The 19,020-nt window shown below is 62.3% G+C and carries 21 protein-coding genes; 10 read left to right on the forward strand and 11 right to left on the reverse strand.

Translation table 11 applies throughout. The features are described 5' to 3' along the window. Nucleotides 1-25: 25 nt before the first annotated feature. Entirely contained in the window at nucleotides 26-997 is a 972-nt protein-coding gene (gene ctlX, locus OVA00_RS01410) for a citrulline utilization hydrolase CtlX (RefSeq protein ID WP_034799479.1), read from the reverse strand. A gap of 1 nt (nucleotide 998) precedes the next feature. Then, nucleotides 999-2,081, reverse strand: coding sequence for an ornithine cyclodeaminase (locus tag OVA00_RS01415; protein ID WP_060644340.1), 1,083 nt, complete (start codon nucleotides 2,079-2,081; stop codon nucleotides 999-1,001). A 92-nt stretch (nucleotides 2,082-2,173) separates the two neighbouring features. On the opposite strand from OVA00_RS01415, the gene OVA00_RS01420 reads away from it, so the two are divergent. The 5 genes from OVA00_RS01420 to OVA00_RS01440 all read left to right on the forward strand — a co-directional run bounded on the left by OVA00_RS01420 (nucleotide 2,174) and on the right by OVA00_RS01440 (nucleotide 5,659). Further along, nucleotides 2,174-2,599 carry an Lrp/AsnC family transcriptional regulator gene (locus OVA00_RS01420; RefSeq protein WP_034799473.1) on the forward strand — a complete coding sequence of 142 codons (426 nt, stop codon included), beginning with the start codon at nucleotides 2,174-2,176 and terminating at the stop codon, nucleotides 2,597-2,599. Between the two features lie 51 nt (nucleotides 2,600-2,650). Then, the gene (locus OVA00_RS01425; RefSeq protein ID WP_060644423.1) at nucleotides 2,651-3,172 is read left to right on the forward strand and encodes a hypothetical protein; all 522 of its coding nucleotides are present in this window, start codon (nucleotides 2,651-2,653) and stop codon (nucleotides 3,170-3,172) included. Between the two features lie 16 nt (nucleotides 3,173-3,188). Next, nucleotides 3,189-3,713 (forward strand): GNAT family N-acetyltransferase, encoded by a 525-nt coding sequence (locus OVA00_RS01430; protein ID WP_268087722.1) that lies wholly within the window; start codon nucleotides 3,189-3,191, stop codon nucleotides 3,711-3,713. 69 nt (nucleotides 3,714-3,782) lie between these two features. Further along, entirely contained in the window at nucleotides 3,783-4,178 is a 396-nt protein-coding gene (locus tag OVA00_RS01435) for a MarR family winged helix-turn-helix transcriptional regulator (RefSeq protein ID WP_192444792.1), read from the forward strand. A gap of 185 nt (nucleotides 4,179-4,363) precedes the next feature. Continuing rightward, nucleotides 4,364-5,659 (forward strand): MFS transporter, encoded by a 1,296-nt coding sequence (locus OVA00_RS01440; protein WP_060644421.1) that lies wholly within the window; start codon nucleotides 4,364-4,366, stop codon nucleotides 5,657-5,659. Between the two features lie 73 nt (nucleotides 5,660-5,732). Here OVA00_RS01440 and OVA00_RS01445 read toward each other — a convergent pair whose 3' ends face one another. The 3 genes from OVA00_RS01445 to OVA00_RS01455 all read right to left on the reverse strand — a co-directional run bounded on the left by OVA00_RS01445 (nucleotide 5,733) and on the right by OVA00_RS01455 (nucleotide 8,570). Next, nucleotides 5,733-6,161 carry an OsmC family protein gene (locus OVA00_RS01445; protein WP_060518277.1) on the reverse strand — a complete coding sequence of 143 codons (429 nt, stop codon included), beginning with the start codon at nucleotides 6,159-6,161 and terminating at the stop codon, nucleotides 5,733-5,735. A gap of 125 nt (nucleotides 6,162-6,286) precedes the next feature. Beyond that, the gene (locus OVA00_RS01450) at nucleotides 6,287-7,876 is read right to left on the reverse strand and encodes an ABC transporter substrate-binding protein (protein WP_060518279.1); all 1,590 of its coding nucleotides are present in this window, start codon (nucleotides 7,874-7,876) and stop codon (nucleotides 6,287-6,289) included. Nucleotides 7,877-7,886: 10 nt separating this feature from the next. Next, nucleotides 7,887-8,570, reverse strand: a complete 684-nt coding sequence (locus OVA00_RS01455) for a helix-turn-helix domain-containing protein (RefSeq protein ID WP_034799462.1) — start codon at nucleotides 8,568-8,570, stop codon at nucleotides 7,887-7,889. Nucleotides 8,571-8,780: 210 nt separating this feature from the next. Between OVA00_RS01455 and OVA00_RS01460 the strand changes: the two genes are divergently transcribed. The 5 genes from OVA00_RS01460 to OVA00_RS01480 all read left to right on the forward strand — a co-directional run bounded on the left by OVA00_RS01460 (nucleotide 8,781) and on the right by OVA00_RS01480 (nucleotide 12,837). After that, nucleotides 8,781-9,773, forward strand: a complete 993-nt coding sequence (locus OVA00_RS01460; RefSeq protein WP_268088487.1) for an ABC transporter permease — start codon at nucleotides 8,781-8,783, stop codon at nucleotides 9,771-9,773. Between the two features lie 13 nt (nucleotides 9,774-9,786). Continuing rightward, on the forward strand, nucleotides 9,787-10,692 hold the full coding sequence (locus tag OVA00_RS01465; protein ID WP_034799460.1) for an ABC transporter permease: 906 nt from the start codon (nucleotides 9,787-9,789) through the stop codon (nucleotides 10,690-10,692). Then, nucleotides 10,692-11,525 (forward strand): ABC transporter ATP-binding protein, encoded by an 834-nt coding sequence (locus tag OVA00_RS01470; RefSeq protein ID WP_034799458.1) that lies wholly within the window; start codon nucleotides 10,692-10,694, stop codon nucleotides 11,523-11,525. The genes OVA00_RS01465 and OVA00_RS01470 overlap by 1 nt, the downstream gene beginning before the upstream one ends. Then, entirely contained in the window at nucleotides 11,522-12,262 is a 741-nt protein-coding gene (locus OVA00_RS01475; protein WP_268087723.1) for an ABC transporter ATP-binding protein, read from the forward strand. The genes OVA00_RS01470 and OVA00_RS01475 overlap by 4 nt, the downstream gene beginning before the upstream one ends. Nucleotides 12,263-12,330: 68 nt before the next feature. Next, entirely contained in the window at nucleotides 12,331-12,837 is a 507-nt protein-coding gene (locus OVA00_RS01480; RefSeq protein ID WP_268087724.1) for a GAF domain-containing protein, read from the forward strand. 43 nt (nucleotides 12,838-12,880) lie between these two features. On the opposite strand, the gene OVA00_RS01485 is transcribed toward OVA00_RS01480, so the two are convergent. From OVA00_RS01485 to OVA00_RS01510, 6 genes are all read right to left on the reverse strand, one after another. Beyond that, nucleotides 12,881-13,972, reverse strand: a complete 1,092-nt coding sequence (locus tag OVA00_RS01485; RefSeq protein WP_034799453.1) for an ABC transporter ATP-binding protein — start codon at nucleotides 13,970-13,972, stop codon at nucleotides 12,881-12,883. 85 nt (nucleotides 13,973-14,057) lie between these two features. Further along, entirely contained in the window at nucleotides 14,058-15,512 is a 1,455-nt protein-coding gene (locus tag OVA00_RS01490; RefSeq protein ID WP_268087725.1) for an extracellular solute-binding protein, read from the reverse strand. A gap of 40 nt (nucleotides 15,513-15,552) precedes the next feature. Further along, on the reverse strand, nucleotides 15,553-16,581 hold the full coding sequence (locus OVA00_RS01495) for a carbohydrate ABC transporter permease (RefSeq protein ID WP_034799447.1): 1,029 nt from the start codon (nucleotides 16,579-16,581) through the stop codon (nucleotides 15,553-15,555). After that, entirely contained in the window at nucleotides 16,578-17,453 is an 876-nt protein-coding gene (locus OVA00_RS01500; RefSeq protein ID WP_034799444.1) for a carbohydrate ABC transporter permease, read from the reverse strand. The genes OVA00_RS01495 and OVA00_RS01500 overlap by 4 nt, the downstream gene beginning before the upstream one ends. After that, nucleotides 17,450-18,382, reverse strand: coding sequence for a ribokinase (gene rbsK / locus OVA00_RS01505; RefSeq protein WP_060586191.1), 933 nt, complete (start codon nucleotides 18,380-18,382; stop codon nucleotides 17,450-17,452). The genes OVA00_RS01500 and rbsK overlap by 4 nt, the downstream gene beginning before the upstream one ends. Nucleotides 18,383-18,484: 102 nt before the next feature. Further along, entirely contained in the window at nucleotides 18,485-18,937 is a 453-nt protein-coding gene (locus OVA00_RS01510) for an RbsD/FucU family protein (protein WP_060518285.1), read from the reverse strand. Between the last annotated feature and the right edge of the window lie 83 nt (nucleotides 18,938-19,020).

Consider the following 19,020-nt stretch of genomic DNA (forward strand, 5'->3'; position numbering starts at 1 on the left):
TACCTTTGGCTTGGATGAGGTGCTTCTATCGATCGGACATGGCGGCGTAAAGCGGTTGCTTGTTCACGTTTTCCCGACGTGACAGGTGAACGCCAGCGAGCATGCAGCGCACGGAGCCGCCCGCGAGCTCGATGGTCGGAACGTCGAAGGCGAGAACACGGGCAGAGACTTCGAGCGCCTTGATCTGGTCGGCGCGGAGCGAGGCGAGCGCGCGAGCCGACATGACCACGACGCGGCCATCGGCACCGTCGAGTTCGATAGCATTGCCGGCGAAGTTCTCGATTTGCTCCAGCGTCAGATCGATGACCTGGCGACCGGTTTCCTCAAGCCGCAAGCAGATCTCCTGGCGACGGGCGAGATCCGGGATCATGCTCGTGCCGATCAGTGCAAACTCGGTGCCGATGCACATCAGCACGTTGGTGTGGTAGATCGAGTTGCCCTGGCGATCGACCGCGCCGAAGATCATCGGCTCGAAATTGAAGTGGGTGCAGAAGCGTTCTAGCGCCACTTCATTGGTGCGGTTGGAACGTGCGGCATAGGCGACGCGACCGATATGGTCGAGCACCATGGCGCCCGTGCCTTCGAGATAGACGCCGTCCTTTTCAAGGCCGGAGTAATCGATCACGTCCTGAACGCGGTACTCGTTCTTCAGCATCTCGATGATGTCGGAGCGGCGCTCGCTTTGGCGGCTTTCCGAATACATCGGATAGATCGCGACATGGCCACCCGAATGGGTCGAGAACCAGTTGTTGGGGAACACCGAGTCCGGCCGCGTCGTCGTCTCATCTTCGAAGAGATGGACTGCGACGCCGGCGTTCGAAAGCCCGTCGGCCATGCGGCTCACTTCGTCATAGGCGGCCTTGGCGATCGCAGTCGGCTGGCGCGCCGCGTCGGTCGCCTGGAAGGCATTGTCCTTGGCCGTCATCGGGTTGGGGCCGAAGTGGTGCGGGCGGATCATCACGACGCCCTTCGGCGCCTGTACGGACAGTCTCTTCATGTTATGCGGCACTCCGCTCGGCAGGGACCGCCGGCTGCTGCCGGAACAGGCCGTAGAGATCGCGCGGATGGTCCGGCTGGGTCGTCAGGTCGAGCTCGGTGTAGAATGCGGTACCCTGGATCTTGTCGCGCAGGAAGCGCAGGGCCGAGAAGTCTTCGGTAGCAAAACCGACGGAATCGAAGATGGTGATCTGGGCGCTCGAGCGACGGCCTTCGGCCTCGCCGGCAATCACCTGCCAGAGTTCGATGACCGGGAAGTCCGGCGCCATCTGCTGGATCTCGCCCTCGATGCGGGTCTGTTCCGGATATTCGACGAAGACGTCGGCGCGGCGCAGGATGTCCCCCTGCAACTCCGTCTTGCCGGGGCAGTCGCCACCGACCGCGTTGATGTGCACGCCGGCGCCGACCATGTTGTCGGAAAGGATCGTGGCATTGCGCTTATCGGCGGTAACGGTGGTGATGATGTCCGCACCGGATACGGCTTCTTCAGCCGTGGCAGCGACGACGATGTCGAAGTCCATATCCGAGAGGTTGTTGCAGAACTTGGCGGCGGCTTCCGCATCGATATCGAAGACCTGAAGGCGCTTGACGCCGAGAAGGGCGCGGAAGGCGAGCGCCTGGAATTCGGACTGGGCGCCGAGACCGATGATCGCCATCGAGCGGGCATCAGGACGGGCGAGGTACTTCGCGGCAAGCGCCGATGTCGCCGCCGTGCGCAGTCCCGTCATGATCGTCATTTCGGAAACGAGACAGGGGTAGCCGGTGCTGACGTCGGAAAGAACGCCGAAGGCGGTCACCGTCTGCAGGCCGACATTGGGGTTCTTCGGGTGGCCGTTGACGTATTTGAAGCCGTAATGCTCGCCGTCCGAGGTCGGCATCAGCTCGATGACGCCGGTCTTCGAGTGGCTCGCAAGCCGCGGGGTTTTCTCAAATGCGTTCCACCGGCGGAAATCGTCTTCGATATATTCCGCAAGACCCACAAGAAACGTCTCAATGCCGATCGATTTGACCAGCTCGATTACGTTGCCGACACCGACATACTGAACCACGTTTAAAACTCCATCGGAGAAATTCGATGAAGTCAGCCTAGGCTTGCAAGAAGTGAGTTGAAATTTTAAACCTGCGCAAAATTACAGGGCATATTGAGCAATTTGCGCAATCGCAATATACACCTTTCATGCATATCTTCGATGACCTCGACCACCAGCTCATTTCGCTCCTGCGAGAAGACGGGCGCGCGCCCTACTCCAAGATCGCTGCGGTGCTCGGCATATCGAGGGCGACCGTGCAGACTCGCATCGACCGGCTGCTCGAAAGCGGCGCGGTCCTGGGCTTCACGCTGCGCGTGCGGCAGGATTATGACGATCGCGCCATCCGTGCGATCATGATGATCGAGGTGAGCGGCCGAAACACCACCAAGGTGATCAAATACCTGCGCGGCCTGCCGGAACTTTATGCCCTGCACACCACCAACGGCGGTTGGGACCTGGTCGCCGAAATCCGCGCTAACAGTCTTAGCGATTTCGACCGCATCCTGCGCGAAGTGCGCGACGTCGAGGGCGTGTCGAACAGCGAAACGAGCATTCTGCTCAGCACCGTCTAACGCTCCTACCCATCATCTGCGCAGCTCGCGCACACCAAGACAGGCATGACCATGAGCCATATCCCCCAGATCGACTACGACACCGCCTCGGATGAAATCCGCGCCGCCCACGACGAGGAGGTGCGCGTGCGTGGCCGCATGACCAACATGAAGCGCACGCTTTTACATTCGCCGGTCGCACACCGGATCTATGCGGAATGGTTCACGCTCCGCGAGGAACTACGCCCTACCCTCGACGATAGGGCGATCTGGTTCCTCTCCCATTCCATTTCGGAGGCCATGAAATCCCCAATCGCCATGGGCTTCTTTCGACGCGCCTTCGCCAACGCCGGCCTCGACTTTCACACCGTTCAACCGACCGAGGACGAACAGCGCCTGATCGCCTTCGGCCGCGCCATCGTCGCCGACAGCAATGCCGTTCCGGAGGAAATCTGGGTTGGCCTCAAGGCACGCTACGACGCCAAGGCGCTGGTCGACCTCGTCGCTTTCTCCGGCATCATGGTGGCGACGGCGCTTTTCAACAATGTCGTCGAAGTGGAGTTCGACAAGGAACTGGAACCCTTCGTCGATTGAGACAGTGAAGAGCAGCGTGACAAACGATATGACGATCAGGCGCGCGACCGTCGCGGATGCGTCAAGCCTTGCGGCGATCAGCCTGGAAGTCTGGCTCAACACGTATATCAGGGATGGCGTCAACGCATTCTTTGCCGATTATGCGCTGGAGCAGTTTACCACCGCGCGCTTCGAAGAAATTCTGGGCGACCGCAACGAGACCGTCTGGGTTTCGCAGAACGTTGTCGGTATCGACGGCTTCTTGCGCATGTCGGCGAATTCGCCGGCACCGGTCGATATCGCCTCCAACCTGGAAATCACGACGCTCTATGTCCAGCCCCACCACCATGGTCGCGGCCTCGGGAAAGCTCTTCTGAAAACCGGCCTGCAATTCTGCCTGCACACGGGCCAGCCAAGCACCTGGCTGGCGGTGAACGCCGAAAACGAAAAAGCCACGGCCTTCTACCTCGCGAATGGCTTTGAGATGGCGGGACAAACCCATTTCACGATCGGCGACCAGGTTTACCCCAACCACGTTCTTCAGTTTCGCTTGGACAGCTGATCGCTTCGAACAGCGCCTTCACACCACGAAACGGTTGACGCCGATCGTTTGCGTGTATATACACACATTATGTCTCGTTGCTATTGTGCCCTCTTACGCAAAGCCACCCGGCGAGTGACGTCAGTCTATGACGACGCGCTGCAGCCGATTGGTCTTAACCTTGCCCAGTTCAGCCTGCTTCGGCACATCGCACGCGATGAACCGATCTCGATGACCGAACTTGGCCGCAAGATCGAACTCGAGCGATCGACGGTCAGCCGCAACGTCAAGGTGCTGGAGGGAATGGGATTGGCCGCAACTGGAAGCGGAAAGGATCAGCGGGAGGCCATTGTCGAACTTACGGAGAGCGGCCACCGAATACTGGCTGACGGCGCGCCGCTCTGGCAGGCCGCTCAGGACAAGATCGAGGCGCGGCTGGGAGCCGACGCCGCCACCCAGCTGGAGGACCTGCTGCTGGCGCTCTAGCGCCTCGTTTCCAGACCAACTTTCTGGTCGCAGTCTGCGACTTGAGGCCAGAAGAATCCGGGCAGCCTAAGCTGCCAGAAACCGGCAGAAAACTGCCAAACAACCGTTCAATCTGCGACCTGCGCTCCGAAAGCCCGCGCAGCGCTGTCGCACGCCCTAAAAACACCGACGAAAGGAAGTCGACGATGCTCGGTCCGGCGCTTGCGCGTTATCTTGCCAGACGCAATATCCACTACGGCTGGGCTGTCGCCGCCGTCACCTTCCTGGTCATGCTTTCGACAGCCGGCGCCATGGGCTCGGCCGGCGTGCTCATCAAACCGCTCGAGACCGAATTCGGCTGGACCAATGCGCAAATCTCGCTGGCGCTCGCCATCCGGCTTTGCCTTTTCGGTCTGCTCGGTCCGTTCGCAGCCTCGTTCATGAACCATTTCGGCGTGCGCCCGGTCGTGTCTGCGGCGCTGATCCTGATCATCTCCGGCATCGCCGCCTCGTTCTACATGACGGAACTCTGGCACCTGGTGGCGATCTGGGGCGTCGTGCTCGGCGTGGGTACCGGCATGACGGCGCTGGTGCTCGGCGCGACGGTCGCAACGCGCTGGTTCGATAAACGGCGCGGGCTCGTCGTCGGACTGATGACCGCCAGCAACGCCACCGGCCAGCTGGTCTTCCTGCCGTTGCTCGCTTCTCTCACCGAAACGATCGGCTGGCGCTCGGCGCTGACGCTGATCATCGTCATCCTGCTTGCGGCCTTCACCCTGGTCCTGCTTCTGATGCAGGATCGCCCTGGGGACCTTGGCCTTGCGCCCTTCGGCGGCAAGCAAATGGTGGCGGCGCCGCCGAAGGCAAAGAGCTTCGGGGCTCTGCTGATGGCACCGATCCGGGCGCTTTCCGACGCCGCCAAGACCAACACCTTCTGGGTGCTGTTTGCGACCTTCTTCGTCTGCGGCTTCAGCACCAACGGGCTGATCCAGACCCATTGGGTTTCGATCTGCGGCGATGTTGGTATTGCCCCCGTCGCAGCAGCCAGCCTGCTGGCGCTGATCGGCGTATTCGATCTGATCGGCACCATCGGTTCCGGCTGGCTCTCGGACCGTTATGACAACCGCTGGCTGCTCTTCTGGTTCTACGGCCTTCGCGGCCTGTCGCTGATGTTCCTGCCGTTCAGCGGCTTCAACATCTACACGCTGTCGATCTTTGCGATCTTCTACGGCCTGGATTGGGTCGCGACGGTACCGCCGACGGTGAAACTTTCGGCCGAACGCTTCGGTCCGGAACGCGCCGCCCTGGTCTTCGGCTGGGTCTTCACCGGTCACCAGCTGGGTGCGGCCAGTGCGACCTTCCTCGCAGGCGCCAGCCGGACGTCGCTTGAAACCTATACGCCGGCGCTGATTGCCGCCGGGATGCTCTGCATTGTCGCGGCCCTGCTGGTGCTGACGATCGGTCGGCGTCAACCGGAGGCGCTTACGCCGCAACCGGCCTGAGTCAGTTGCATCGAAAAGGGCGGGCTGCCAATGGCAGCCCGCCCTTTTGTTGGACGCTGAGACCCAATGAACGTCAGTGGGCAAACTCGGTCACGAATTCCGGATTGCCGCGGATCGTATTGCTGACGGTGCAGATCTCGTTTTCGGCGGCTTCCGCGATCGCATGGCGGACCGTGTCGTCAAAATCACCCTTGATGTCGAAGACGATGTTAAACTTCGCCACGCGGGACGGCTCGTCATGGGCTTTCTCGCCCGTCACCTTGGCACTCACTTCCGTCAGCCGGTCGAGCACGCCAAAACGGCTGGCGGCGATGCGGGCGCTCAGCACCAGGCAGCTTGCGAGCGACGCATAGAGCAGATCGAGCGGGCCGTAGCCCGCCTGCGACGGGCCGGTGACGATATCGAGTTCACCACCGGTGACCGAGGTCACATGCGGAAAGCCGGTCTTGCCGACCACAGCCGTCGCACCGGTTTCCCGCGTTCTCACCTTCACATCCGCCATGTCGTAAAACCTTCCCAGAACTTATCAAACCGATCGGTAGAAACACGTCGCCCCGGGCCGGAAGGCCCAGGGCGTTTTGATATGTGCGCCTTTTTCTCATCGGCGCAAGGGCGATCGCTGGCGGATCAGTTCTTCTTCACCAGGCGGTAGAAGACATAGTCCGAGATGGCGCCATTGACGTAGCCTTCGACCTTGTCCTTCATCGCGACCTGGGTCGCGGCCTGGAACATGATCACGATCGGCGACTTTTCCTGCACCTTGCGCTGCAGGTCGACATAAAGCGCGTCGCGCTTGGCCGGGTCGGCTTCCTTGAGGGCTGCCTTGGTCGCTTCGTTGAGTTCCGCCGGAACCGCCCAGCCGTTACGCCAGGTAGTCGTCGACTGATACTTGTCGTCGGCGTTGTCTTCGTTGTAGGCGAAGGCCTTGGCGTTCGAATGCGGGTCCATGAAGTCCGGGCCCCAATAGAGCAGCATCGCTTCGTGGGTGCGCGCGCGGTATTTGGTGATGACCTGGCTACCGGTGCCCGGGATGATCTCGAAGTTGATCCCGGCTTCGGCGAAGGACGCCTGCAGTGACTGCGCCATGTCGGTGAACGGCGTCGAGTTGATGACGTCGAGGGTCACCTTGATCGGCGTCTTGATGCCGGCATCGGCGAGAATCTTCTTCGCCTTTTCGACGTCGTAGCTGTAGGGGGTCTCGTCGAGCGAGCCCGGGAAGCCCTTCGGCCAGAAAGCCTGGTGAACTTCCATCTGGCCCTTGAGGAAGCTGTCGGTCATGCCCTTGTAGTCGACCAAGTAGCGGGCGGCTTCCCAGACTGCTTCCGGCTGCAGTGCTGCGTCCTTCTGGTTGAACGACAGGAAGTGTACGGCGGCCTGCGGATAGGATTCGACCTTCACGCCGTCCTTGCCTTCAAGACCCGAAACCTGGTCCGGGGTCAGGTTCTTCGCCATGTCGACGTCGCCGGTCTGCAGCATCAGCTGCTGGGTTGCGGCTTCGGCCACGTGACGGATGATGACGCCCTTGATAACAGGAGCGCCGCCGAAGTAGTTCGGGTTGCTCGCAAGGTTGAGCAGCTCGCCGGCGCGGAAGGCCTTGAGCACGAACGGGCCGGTGCCGGCCGAATTGGCCTTGAGCCACGCATTGCCGAAGTCGCCATCGGCCTCGTTGGCCTTGACGGTTTCCGCGTCGATCACCGAAGCCGGGCGAGCGGCGAGAACGTTGAGAACGAAGGCCGACGAGAAGTCGCCGTCATACTTGACCGTGACCTTGTTACCTTCGGCGGTCACCATCTTGTCGATGTTTTCGGGCGTCCAGCCGAGCTGCGTCAGGATGAAGGCCGGCGCCTTGTTGAGAACGACGACGCGCTTGAAGGAGTAGACGACGTCTTCGCCACGCAGCGGATTGCCGGAGGAAAAGGTAACGCCATCACGCAGCGTGAAGGTGATCGTCTTTGCCGCATCGTCGACCGTCCATTCGGAGGCAAGACCCGGCGCCAGCTTCTTCACGTCGGGCGCATCGTACTGCACCAGGCGGTCATAGGTCTGGGTGACGTATTCGCCCGAGGAGAACTCGTAGGCCTCGGCCGGGTCGATGCTGACGATGTCGTCGATATTCTGGGCAACGACCAACACATCGGCTGGCGTTTCGGCGAGTGCGGCCGGCGCCACGCTCATCATCAGGGACGCCGCGAAGACCGCGGCCTTGAACATTCTCATCATCATTCTCCTATTTTCGATGAGGCTTGGTTTTTGTCGGTGCCGGCTTCAGCGCCGATTGCGGCTGACCGGTCTCGTTGGATTGGGAAGCGCGGGGCCGGAAGAGCGGCAGAGTGCCGGTCCAGATCAACCGCACGGGTGCGTCTGTCTTGTTCCACCAGTAGTGAGGCTGGATGCCGCGGAAGTGCAGGCCGTCGCCAGGCGAAAGCATGGTGTCGTCGCCATCGAGCCCGAAGAGGATCTCGCCTTCGAGCATGTAGACGAGCTCTTCGCCCTCATGGCTGAAGACCTCGGAGCGATGCCCCGGCGGAATGGTGATGACGAAACTCGAAAGCTGATTGCCGGCGAAATCCGCGCCAATGCGCTCATAGGAAACAGGCGAGCCGCCGACCGAAAACACCATGCGCCCCTCGGCGCGCGAAAGCCCGGTGTCGATCGCCGGTGCCAGGATGAAATGGTTGAGTTCGGCGCCCAGGCCTTGCGCAATCTGGGCCAGTGTGCCGAGCGAGGGCATGGCAAGATCGCGCTCGATCTGGCTCAAATAGCCGACCGAAACGCCCGCTGCGTCGCTGAGCGTCTGCAGGGTCATATGCATCTGCCGGCGGCGCGCACGCACCAGCGCGCCCACCTTCGGCTGCCCTGCCCCGGCCGATTTGCCCGAAGCGGCCTGCGTATCCTCTGACGGATCGCTCACAGCGGTTATTCCTCCCGTTTCCGCCCCAGTAAAATTTTTTTGATTTAAGCAAACTTATTTATATACTCCAAGCAAATTTTTGCGGTATCGACAAGTGAGACCGCAAGCGAAGAGGGATGGTGACGCCACGTGGCAAACGACAGCACGACAGCAGCAGCGCCGGCGCGCCGCGCCGCCAGACCCAGTCGGGCACGGCAGCGCCTTCTTTCACTGGCAGGCTTTCTGGTAACGCTTGCGATAACCTTCCTCGGCCTGCTCGCAATCACCTTCTTCATCGGCCGCATCGTGCCGATCGATCCGGTTCTGGCCGTCGTCGGCGACCGTGCGCCGGTTGCCGTCTATGAACGCGTCCGGCAGGAAATGGGCCTTGATCAGCGGCTGATAACTCAGTTCGTGAGCTATGTCGGCGATGTCGCCACAGGCAATTTCGGAACCTCGGTTTCGACCGGAAAGCCTGTGATCGAGGACCTCGCCCGCGTCTTCCCGGCAACACTCGAAATGGCGACGCTCGGCATCATCCTCGGCGTGCTGATCGGCGTGCCGCTCGGTGTTTTTGCCGCCGCCCGCCGTGGCTCCTGGCTCGATCAGGGCATCCGCGTCATCGGTCTGCTCGGTTATTCGGTGCCTGCCTTCTGGCTCGGTCTCGTCGGCCTGGCGATTTTCTACGCGAAGCTGAAATGGGTCGGCGGCCCCGGCCGTGTCGACATCTTTTACGACGGCATGGTGTCGCCGGTCACGGGCCTGATCCTTGTCGACAGCATCATTGCTGGCGAATGGGAGATCTTCCGCAACGCCGTCTGGCACCTGATCCTGCCGGCGTCCTGCCTCGGCTTCTTCTCGCTCGCCTATATCGCCCGCATGACGCGCTCCTTCATGCTCGACCAGCTGAGCCAGGAATATGTGACGACCGCCCGGGTCAAAGGCGTGCCGGAGCGCCTGGTCATCTGGCGCCATGCCTTCCGGCCGATCCGCGTGCCGCTGATCACCGTTATCGGCCTGTCCTATGCCGGCCTGCTCGAAGGCTCCGTGATGATCGAGACGATCTTCTCCTGGCCCGGCATCGGCAACTACCTGACCGTCGCTCTGCTCAATGCCGACATGTCGGCCGTGCTCGGCTCGACCCTCGTCATCGGCGCGGTCTTCATCGGCATCAACAAGATTTCGGACGTGCTCTACCGCGTGCTCGATCCGCGTGCACGCTAAGGGAGGAGCGACCATGACCACACTTCGCGACTGGCTGATCGACGACAGCCCCGCCTCGCCGATGCAGGCGCGCCTCGGGCGCTTCTATCGCATCTTCGGCGCGCTGATGCGCAATCCGCTCGCCGTTGTCGGCGCCGTCATCATCCTCGTTCTGGTGCTGACCGCGCTCTTTGCGCCGTGGCTCGCCACCCATGATCCGCTGCGCCAGTCGCTGAGCGAACGCCTGCTGCCGCCGAGTGCTGCCCACTGGATGGGAACCGACGAACTCGGCCGCGACATCTGGTCCCGCGTTGTCTACGGTTCCCGCATCACGCTGGCCATCGTCACGCTGGTTGCAGTGCTCGCAGCCCCCGCCGGCCTGGTGATCGGCGTGGCCGCCGGTTATTTCGGTGGCTGGGTCGACCGTATCCTGATGGGCATTACCGATATCTTCCTGTCGCTGCCGAAGCTCATCCTGGCGCTTGCCTTCGTTGCAGCCCTTGGCCCCGGCATCGAGAACGCGATCATCGCCATCGCGATCACCTCCTGGCCCGGCTATGCCCGTGTCGCTCGTGCGGAGACGCTGACCTTCAAGAACTCCGAATTCATTTCGGCGGTGCGTCTGCTCGGCGCGTCGAGCCTCCGGGTCAATCTCGGCCACGTGCTCCCGCTCTGCACCTCATCGATGATTGTCCGCGTCACGCTCGACATGGCCGGCATCATCCTGACGGCTGCCGGTCTCGGCTTCATCGGACTTGGCGCTCAGCCGCCACTTCCCGAATGGGGCGCGATGATCTCGCGCGGTCGCTCCTTCATTCTCGATCAGTGGTGGGTCGCGACCATGCCCGGCTTTGCCATCATTCTCGTTAGCCTCGGCTTCTGCTTCCTCGGTGATGGCCTGCGCGACGTGCTCGATCCGAAGAGCGGGGAGCAGCGCTGATGAGCAATCTTCTCGAAGTCGAAAACCTGCGCGTCACCTTCCCGACGCCCCGCGGTGATCTCGAAGTCGTGCGCGGCATCTCCTTCACCCTCGGCCGCGAACGCCTCGGCATCGTCGGCGAGAGCGGCTCGGGCAAGTCGATGACCGGTCGCTCGATCCTGCAGCTGATCCGGGCACCGGGTCGGGTCACCGCCGACAAGCTCGTCTTCGACGGCGTCGACCTCCTGAAGCAGTCCGAGCGGCAGATGCGCGCCATCCGCGGCGCCCGCATTTCCATGGTGATGCAAGACCCGAAGTTCTCGCTGAACCCGGTCATGACCATCGGCGAGCAGATCGCCGAAGCGTTGCTGACGCACCAGAAGCTGCCGCGCCGCGAGGTCAACGCGCGCGTGCTTACGATGCTGGAATCGGTGCGCATTGCAGATCCGGAACGCGTCGCCAAGCTCTACCCGCACGAAGTCTCCGGTGGCATGGGCCAACGCGTGATGATCGCGATGATGCTGATCCCCGAGCCGGACCTTCTGATCGCCGACGAGCCGACCTCGGCGCTCGACGTTTCCGTCCAGGCCCAGGTGCTCGACATCATCGACGAACTGGTGAAACGCAAGGGCATGGGCCTGATCTTCATCAGCCACGACCTCAATCTCGTCTCCAGCTATTGCGACCGCATCCTCGTGATGAACACCGGCGAGGTGGTCGAGGAATGCAAGGCCGGCGAACTGATGGCGGCCAAGCACCCCTATACGCGCGGGCTGATCGCCTCCATTCCGCGCCTCGATGAAACACGGGACGAGCTGCCGGTGCTCGACCGCAGCGCATGGGCCAAGGCATGACCGCGCTCTCTCTGAAGAACCTCGACATCTCGTACGGCGACGTGCAGATCACCCACAACGTCAATCTCGATATCGCCGACGGCGAGAGCTTTGCCCTTGTCGGCGAAAGCGGCTCGGGAAAATCGACGGTGCTGAAGGCAATCGCAGGTCTCGCGCCGGAATGGACCGGCGAGATCACCGTGCTCGGCTCGCCCCGCGGCCACGGCATCGACCGCGCCTTTTCGCGTCAGTGCCAGATGGTGTTCCAGGATCCCTACGGCTCGCTGCACCCGCGAAAGACGGTCGACGCCACGCTCGGCGAAGCGCTGACGATCCACGGCATCGGCGACCGCAACGCCCGCATCGAAGAGGTCATGACGTCGGTCGGCCTCGATCGCAAGTTCCGCTTCCGTTTTCCGCACCAGCTCTCGGGCGGCCAGCGCCAGCGCGTGGCGATTGCCCGTGCACTGATGCTGAAGCCGAAGGTGCTCTTACTCGACGAGCCTACATCCGCGCTCGACGTTTCGGTCCAGGCCGAAATCCTCAACCTGTTGAAGCGCCTCCGGCGCGAGCAGAACCTCACCTTCCTGATGGTCACCCACAACCTGGCGGTCGTCTCCTTCCTCTGCGATCGCCTCGCTGTCATGCGCCAGGGCCGGATCGTCGAGATTGCCGATGTCGCCGACCTCAAGCGCGCTGACCTCAAGGATCCCTATTCGCGCGAGCTGATGCAGATCAGCGCCGCGCATGCCAACTAGGATGGGACAACACCGACGATTTATCGTCTGTCCCCTTCTAAGATATCGAGTAACCCCAAGGACATAGCATGAACAGTGAACAGATCGCTGCCGCGCTGGCGGAATTCGACGCGGCCATTGCCAAGACCACCGATGCCGATGCGGTATGGACCGCATTGCAGACGCTTAGCCGCCAGGTGATCGGCGCCAAGCTCTTCACCATCATGACCGTAGATATGGTCAACGAAGTCGCGCGCCGCGCCTACACCTCGCACCCCGCGGAGTACCCGACCTCGGGCACCAAGCCGATCCGCTACGACAGCTGGTTCGACATCGTGCACAAGGCGCACCAGACCTTCGTCGCCAACACCATCGCCGATATCGCCAAGGTTTTCCCGGACCACGAGACGATCTGGTCGCTCGGCTGCGGCTCGGTTGCCAACATCCCGGTCGTTGTCGGCGGCGAGCTGCTCGGCACCGTCAACTGCCTCGACGTCGAGCATCACTACACGCCGGAGCGCGTGGCACTCTCCAAGCACCTGGAGCTGCCGGCGAAGCTCGCCTTCCTCGCCGCAGCCCGCACCGAGAAGAAATAAGACAGCAGGCCGGAGGCGTCATCGCCTTCGGCCATCCATCAGCTCAGCGGCCGATCGCCCCACCGGTTTCCTTCAGGAAGAAATGCATCTTCTCCGTCTCGATCGGCACCGCGATCTGGTCATCGGGGCCGATGCGTGACGCAGCGTGAACCTGCGCCGTGAAAGCGGCGGGCCCGACCCGGCCAAGAGCCAGCGTATGTGGGCCGAGCGGTTCGATATCGCGCACGATCAGCCTGACTGTGGGCGCATTGGCGTCCGTCGCCATCGTATGTTCCGGCCGGATGCCGAGCACGACCGCTTTTCCGACGTAGGCGCCGAGTTTTTCGGCGCGGTTTTCCGGGATAGCCACGGCCACGTCCCCATCCGCTATGAACTGCATCCCTCCATCGCCGCGCTCCAGCCGGCCCTCGAGGAAATTCATGCTCGGCGCACCGATGAAGGCGGCGACGAAAAGATTGGCGGGGGCCTCATAGAGCGTGATCGGATCGGCCGCCTGCTCGATGCGGCCCTGGTTCATGACGACGACGCGGTCGGCCATGGTCATGGCTTCCACCTGATCGTGGGTCACGTAAACGGCAGTCGTCTGAAGACGCCGGTGCAAGAGCTTGATTTCGGTGCGCATTTCGATGCGAAGTTTGGCATCTAGGTTCGACAGCGGCTCGTCGAAGAGGAAGACATCCGGCTGGCGTACGATCGCCCGGCCGATCGCCACGCGCTGGCGCTGGCCGCCCGATAGTGCGCTCGGCTTGCGATTGAGATAGGCGCCGAGGTTGAGGATGCGAGCGGCATCCGTTACCGCCTTTTCGATCTCCGCCTTCGGCGTGCCGCGCACCTTCATGCCGTAGCCGATGTTCTCGGCAACCGTCATGTGCGGATAGAGCGCGTAATTCTGAAACACCATGGAGCAATTGCGCAGGCCCGGCCTGAGATCGGTCACGTCGCGATCGCCAATCCGGATCGAACCCGAAGTCGCAGTTTCGAGGCCGGCAATCATCCTGAGCGTCGTCGTCTTGCCGCAGCCGGAGGGACCGACGAGCACGACGAACTCACGATCGGCAATGTCGAGATCGAGCGGCGGAATGACGGTGACGCTCCCGAAGGACTTGGTGATCTGCTGCAATCGGACCTGTGACATGCTGTAGCCTCTGATGCTGTCTGTGCCCGGTCTCGCCGGGGACGGTGGCGCCCGCCCCGATCGTTTCGGGGCGGGCGTGGGTTCGTTACTGCTGCGGCAAGCCCATCGAGGCGCGATAGGCGGCAAGCTGCTTGTCGCGGCCGAACTCGTCGGTCAGCTTGTTCCACTGTTCCGCGACGCTATCGAGCGCCTCTTGCGGCGTCACTTCGCCGGCAAGCGCCTTGGAAAGCTCGATCTCCAGCACTTCGGTATAGGAGAAATAGCCGGGAAGGCGCATGTCGAGCGCGATGTTCTTGGCGGTCACCGCCTCCTTCTGCGCACCAAGATATTCCTTCGCCTCACGCTCGGAGAAAATCTTCGACCAGAGATCGAGTTTGGTCGTGTGCGAGATGCGATAGGGGTTCACACCGGTGCCGCCAGTAATCGCCGCCTGGCCCGAGACGGCCGGGCTCGTCAGGTACTGGATGTAGTTCCAGGCTGCTTCCTGCTTGGTCGAGGTCGCGGGAACTGCCGCCTGCCAACCGCCGAAGGCCATGAAGGAGGTCTGGACGACGTGGTCGAACTTGTCCCACTTCTTGGTCTTGTAGTTCCAGATCTCGTCCGATCCCGGCAGCGATGCCGAGCCGACATTGCCGGCCACCTTCGACTGCTTCGGGTCGGCGCCGATGACGCCGGTATCACCCCAGCCGATCGATTCCGCCACCTGGCCGCCGGCAAAAGCGGCGTTCACTTCGCCGAAGGAGAAGTTCAGCGCGTTCGGCGGCGCGAGCTTTGAGGCCCGGATGTATTCCTCGAGGCCACGAACCCAGCCGGGATTGTTGACCTGCGCATCCATCGTTTCCGGATTGAAGAACATGGCGCCCGGATTGTCCGGATGGCTGGTATAGCCGGCGACGTGGCTGAACAGGAACCAGAACTGCTGGCCGCCGCGGCGGAAGGCTTCCGCCGTGCCCCAGAGGTTGTTGGCCGGCTGGTTGAAGTATTCGGCGATGTCCAGGTACTGCTTCCAGGTCTTGGGCGGCGCCAGATCGTAGCCGTACTTTTCCTTGAAGGCCTTCTGGTTGTCGGCGTTCTCGAAGAGGTCGATGCGGTAGCTGTAGGTATGGGCGTCGCCGTCCATCGTCTGCGACAGCACCTTGCCGTTCCAGACCATCAGCTGTTCGCGGTAGACGGGCGCGATATCGTCCCAGTCGGCGCCCTTCTGCATGTCGGCCGGCATTTCCGACAGGAAGTCGGTGAAATCAGGGGCCCAGGCCGGTGCAAAGGCGATCACGTCGAAAGCGTCTTCGCCAGAGGTCAGCGAGGTCACGATCTTCGGATAGAGCTCCGACCACGGGAACTCGACGACCTTGACCTTGCCGCAGGTCTTTTCCTCCCAGCCCTTGGCCGCAAGCTGCAGCGCCGAGGCAATGTAAGGACCGGTCTGTGTGGTCGCCGTCAGCTCGACGCCGGTGTAATCCGGGTCGCAGGCGAGCGCCGTTCCCGCGCTCCCCGATGCGAGTGCGGCGAGAGATGCAGATGCCAGTAGCAATTTCCTCATTCTATCCTCCCTGTGAATGAATGCATGCCAAAGCGGTTGGTTACTTGATCGCTCCAAGAAGCAGGCCGGAGCGCATGAGCCGGCTCAAAAGCCCGGCCATGACCATCATCGGAATGATGGCAACGAGGGCGGCAGCGGAAATCGCCCACCATTCGTCGCCGCGCTGGCTGTTCTGGCCGGCAACGAGAATGGGCAGCGTCTGCCATTTGGAGTTGGTCAGGAACAGCGCGAACAGGAACTCGTTCCAGACGAAGGCGAGCGTGATCATGAAGGTGGCGATCAGACCCGGCTTCGACATCGGCAGCACAATGCCGAAGAAGATCCGCCACGACGGCACGTTGTCGACCATCGCCGCCTCCTCGACCTCCACCGGCAGCGCCTCGAAGAAGTCGCGCATCAGCCAGATGACGATCGGCAGCGAGAAAGCGATATAGGCGAAGGTGAGGCCGATATAGCTGTCGACCAGCTTGAAGCCGAGTTTGCCCATCTCGGTGTACATCAGGTAGAGCGCAAAGGCAGCGACGATCGGCGGGAACATGCGCTGGCTGACGAACCAGAAGACGATGTCGTTGTTGCCGAGTTCCGGCCCCGGAAGGCGAAAGCGGCTCGAGATCACCGCAAGCGCGAGCGCTGCGACAAAGGCATAGACCAGCGAGATGCCCTGGCCGTAGCCAAGCACATGGCGGCCGAGCAGGAAGCCGCCGAAGGCGATCACCACGAAGATCAGTGCCGAGAGCAGGCGAAAGCGGAAGGTGAAGCGCACCAGCGCATAGGCTGCCATGGCGCCGATGAAGGTCGCGGCGATCGACGCCGAAAGGCCGATGATTGTCGAGGCCAGGAAGGTGTTGAAGAACTGGCCACGCTGGCCCGACAACAGCTCGCTCCAGGCCGTCAAGCTCGGTTCGAAATCAACGAAGGGCAGATAGGTCGGCCCGCCGACGACGGCGATCGGCGTCTTGAACGAGGTGATCAGCACCCAATAGAGCGGAAAGAAGGTGATGGCGAGCCAGACGAGGCAGCCGCCGAGCGCCAGCCAGCGCCGTTTCCCTTTGAGAGTGCGCACGCTCATTTGTGCTTCTCCAGATAGGGCTTGAGGATGGCGAGATAGACGAGACCGATGACTGTGATGACAATCAGGAACAGGAACGAAAGCGCCGAGGTGTAGCCGAGGTTGAACTTCTTGAAGCCTTCCTGATAGGCAAACAGCGTCAGCGTCTCGGTCGATATCCCCGGCCCGCCGCCGGTCATGACGAAGACCGTGTCGATGATCTTGTAGCTCTCGATCAGCCGGATGAAGACGACGGCAACCGAGATCGGCAGGAGCATAGGAAAGGTGATGTCGCGGAACTGCTGCCAGGGCGTGGCATTTTCGAGCGCGGCCGCCTCGTAGACGTCGTCGGGCAAGGTCTGTAGCCCGGCAAGCAGCATGAGGATGACGAAAGGCGTCCATTGCCAGACCTCGACGGCAATGATCGAGCCGAGCGCCCAGCTGGTCTGGGTGAGGAACGGCAGGTTGGGGAACCCGATTGCCGTCATCAGCTCGTTGAGCGGGCCCATCGTCGGGTTCAGCACCTGGCGGGCGATCAGCGCGACGGCGACCGGCGCCACCAGCATCGGCAGCAGGAAGCTGACGCGGAAGATGCCCTCTCCCGGCACTCTTGAATTCAACGCCAACGCCACCGAAAGGCCGATCACATATTGCAGCCCGACGGAGATGAAGGCGATCAGCGTCGTCGTTCCCGCCACATGCCAGAACCGCGGGTTCTGCAGGAGATCGAGATAGTTGCCGAAGCCGACGAAGCGGGCCGGCGTCGGCGGCACCAGCCGCATGCTCATGAAGCTGGTCGTCAGCGAATAGACGAGCGGGAAGATCGAGATCATCAGCACGATGATCAGCGCCGGCCAGATGAAGAAGTGCTTGATCGGGTCGTTGCGCGTCATGCGGACGCCCCGCGCGCAAGCAGCGCCTCGATCTCGGCAAGCGTCGGCATGGCGGGCGCGGTGCCGCGGCGGGTGACCGCGATGCCGGCGGTGGCGCAGCCGAAGCGTACAGCGTCAACCGGTGAAAGGTCGCGGGCGAGCGCTGCGGAGAAGCCTCCGACAAAAGCGTCCCCCGCCCCGGTCGTGTCGATTACCGGCCCGCTGGCGATCGCCGGCACCAGCACCGACTGCTCGTGGTTGTGATAGAGCACGCCGCGTTCACCGAGCGTGATCAGCGCCGTTTTCGCACCCTTCTTCAGGATCGCGTCACCGGCACGACGAACGTCGTCTTCCGTGGCGAGCGCAAAACCGACGATGGCTGCGGCTTCCGTCTCGTTCGGCACAAGATAATCGCAGAGCGGATAGATCGCATCCGGGAAGGCTTCGGCCGGTGCCGGGTTGAAGACGGTGATGACGCCGGCCGCATGGGCAATTTCGAGCGCCCGCCGAGCGGCGGCCACCGGCTGCTCCAATTGGGTGACGAAGATGCGCGAACCTTCGATCGTCTCGCGCGCGGCCTCGACATCGTCGATCCCGATCGAGCCGGCGGCTCCCGGATAGACGATGATGGCGTTTTCGCCGTTCTGGTCGTTGACATAGATGAAGGCAGCCCCCGTAGGCAGATCGTCCATCTCAACGATCTTCGGCGTCACGCCGGCCTCGGCATAGGTGCGCAGCGCCATCTCGCCAAAGGTGTCGCGGCCGAGCTTGGAGATGAAGGAAACGGGACTTCCCGCCCGAGCACAGGCGACCGCCTGGTTCGAGCCCTTGCCTCCCGGCCCGACGGAAAAGCCGCTGCCGGTAATCGTTTCACCGACAACCGGCATGCGCCGCGCCAGATAGGCCGTGTCGGCCACGAAGATGCCAAGGATCGAAACACCAGTCTTCATTCAAGCCTCCCCTGCGACCGCACCGCAAGCAAAGCGGCGTGCCCAGGCAATCTCTCGCGATTTCATCTGTCGTCTCGTGCCGCGCGGCGACCGCGCGGTCCGTCAGGTCTTGGGCGGAATGACGCCCTTGGTGAAGAGGAAGCAGCCATAGAAGCGCGTCTCGCCCGTGGTGATGACGCAATAGGCCTTCTTGGCTTCCTCGTAGAACTTGAAGCGCTCGATGCCGTACATCGGCGCCGATTTACCCTCAGCGCGATCGATTACCGCCTGCACTTCCTGCTGCACGGGCAGCACTTCGTCGGGCGCACCCATCACCTCCATGCGCCCGGCCGAAGGCTGCAGCGGCGTATCGAGCGGCAGTACGGAAAGCACCGCTTCGACGGCACGCGCGGCCGAGACGTTGTCGATGCGCAACAGCGTGCCCAGCGTGGTCTTGCGTGCAATGGCGTCGGACGGGAAGTTGGTGTCGGAAATGACCAGCGTGTCGCCGTGTCCCATGGACCTGAGCGCGTGCAGCACATCGGCATTCAGCGCCGGATCGATATTCTTCAGCATACAGTCCTCCTCCTGGCGCGCTCCGGTTTCCGTGGCGCGCAATGCATTCCCCCTTGCAGGCGAACGCGTCTCCCTACTGTTCA

Origin of the sequence: Ensifer sp. SL37, assembly GCF_026672675.1 — a bacterium.
GTDB classification, from domain to species: Bacteria; Pseudomonadota; Alphaproteobacteria; order Rhizobiales; family Rhizobiaceae; genus Ensifer; species Ensifer adhaerens.

Bases quoted from the DNA above. Each gene is read 5' to 3' on its own strand.
- ctlX (WP_034799479.1), bottom strand. From the start codon at position 997: ATGAAGAGACTGTCCGTACAGGCGCCGAAGGGCGTCGTGATGATCCGC.
- OVA00_RS01420 (WP_034799473.1), top strand. From the start codon at position 2,174: ATGCATATCTTCGATGACCTCGACCACCAGCTCATTTCGCTCCTGCGA.
- OVA00_RS01425 (WP_060644423.1), top strand. From the start codon at position 2,651: ATGAGCCATATCCCCCAGATCGACTACGACACCGCCTCGGATGAAATC.
- OVA00_RS01435 (WP_192444792.1), top strand. From the start codon at position 3,783: ATGTCTCGTTGCTATTGTGCCCTCTTACGCAAAGCCACCCGGCGAGTG.
- OVA00_RS01440 (WP_060644421.1), top strand. From the start codon at position 4,364: ATGCTCGGTCCGGCGCTTGCGCGTTATCTTGCCAGACGCAATATCCAC.
- OVA00_RS01445 (WP_060518277.1), bottom strand. From the start codon at position 6,161: ATGGCGGATGTGAAGGTGAGAACGCGGGAAACCGGTGCGACGGCTGTG.
- OVA00_RS01450 (WP_060518279.1), bottom strand. From the start codon at position 7,876: ATGAGAATGTTCAAGGCCGCGGTCTTCGCGGCGTCCCTGATGATGAGC.
- OVA00_RS01465 (WP_034799460.1), top strand. From the start codon at position 9,787: ATGACCACACTTCGCGACTGGCTGATCGACGACAGCCCCGCCTCGCCG.
- OVA00_RS01470 (WP_034799458.1), top strand. From the start codon at position 10,692: ATGAGCAATCTTCTCGAAGTCGAAAACCTGCGCGTCACCTTCCCGACG.
- OVA00_RS01475 (WP_268087723.1), top strand. From the start codon at position 11,522: ATGACCGCGCTCTCTCTGAAGAACCTCGACATCTCGTACGGCGACGTG.
- OVA00_RS01480 (WP_268087724.1), top strand. From the start codon at position 12,331: ATGAACAGTGAACAGATCGCTGCCGCGCTGGCGGAATTCGACGCGGCC.
- OVA00_RS01485 (WP_034799453.1), bottom strand. From the start codon at position 13,972: ATGTCACAGGTCCGATTGCAGCAGATCACCAAGTCCTTCGGGAGCGTC.
- OVA00_RS01490 (WP_268087725.1), bottom strand. From the start codon at position 15,512: ATGAGGAAATTGCTACTGGCATCTGCATCTCTCGCCGCACTCGCATCG.
- OVA00_RS01495 (WP_034799447.1), bottom strand. From the start codon at position 16,581: ATGAGCGTGCGCACTCTCAAAGGGAAACGGCGCTGGCTGGCGCTCGGC.
- OVA00_RS01500 (WP_034799444.1), bottom strand. From the start codon at position 17,453: ATGACGCGCAACGACCCGATCAAGCACTTCTTCATCTGGCCGGCGCTG.
- rbsK (WP_060586191.1), bottom strand. From the start codon at position 18,382: ATGAAGACTGGTGTTTCGATCCTTGGCATCTTCGTGGCCGACACGGCC.
- OVA00_RS01510 (WP_060518285.1), bottom strand. From the start codon at position 18,937: ATGCTGAAGAATATCGATCCGGCGCTGAATGCCGATGTGCTGCACGCG.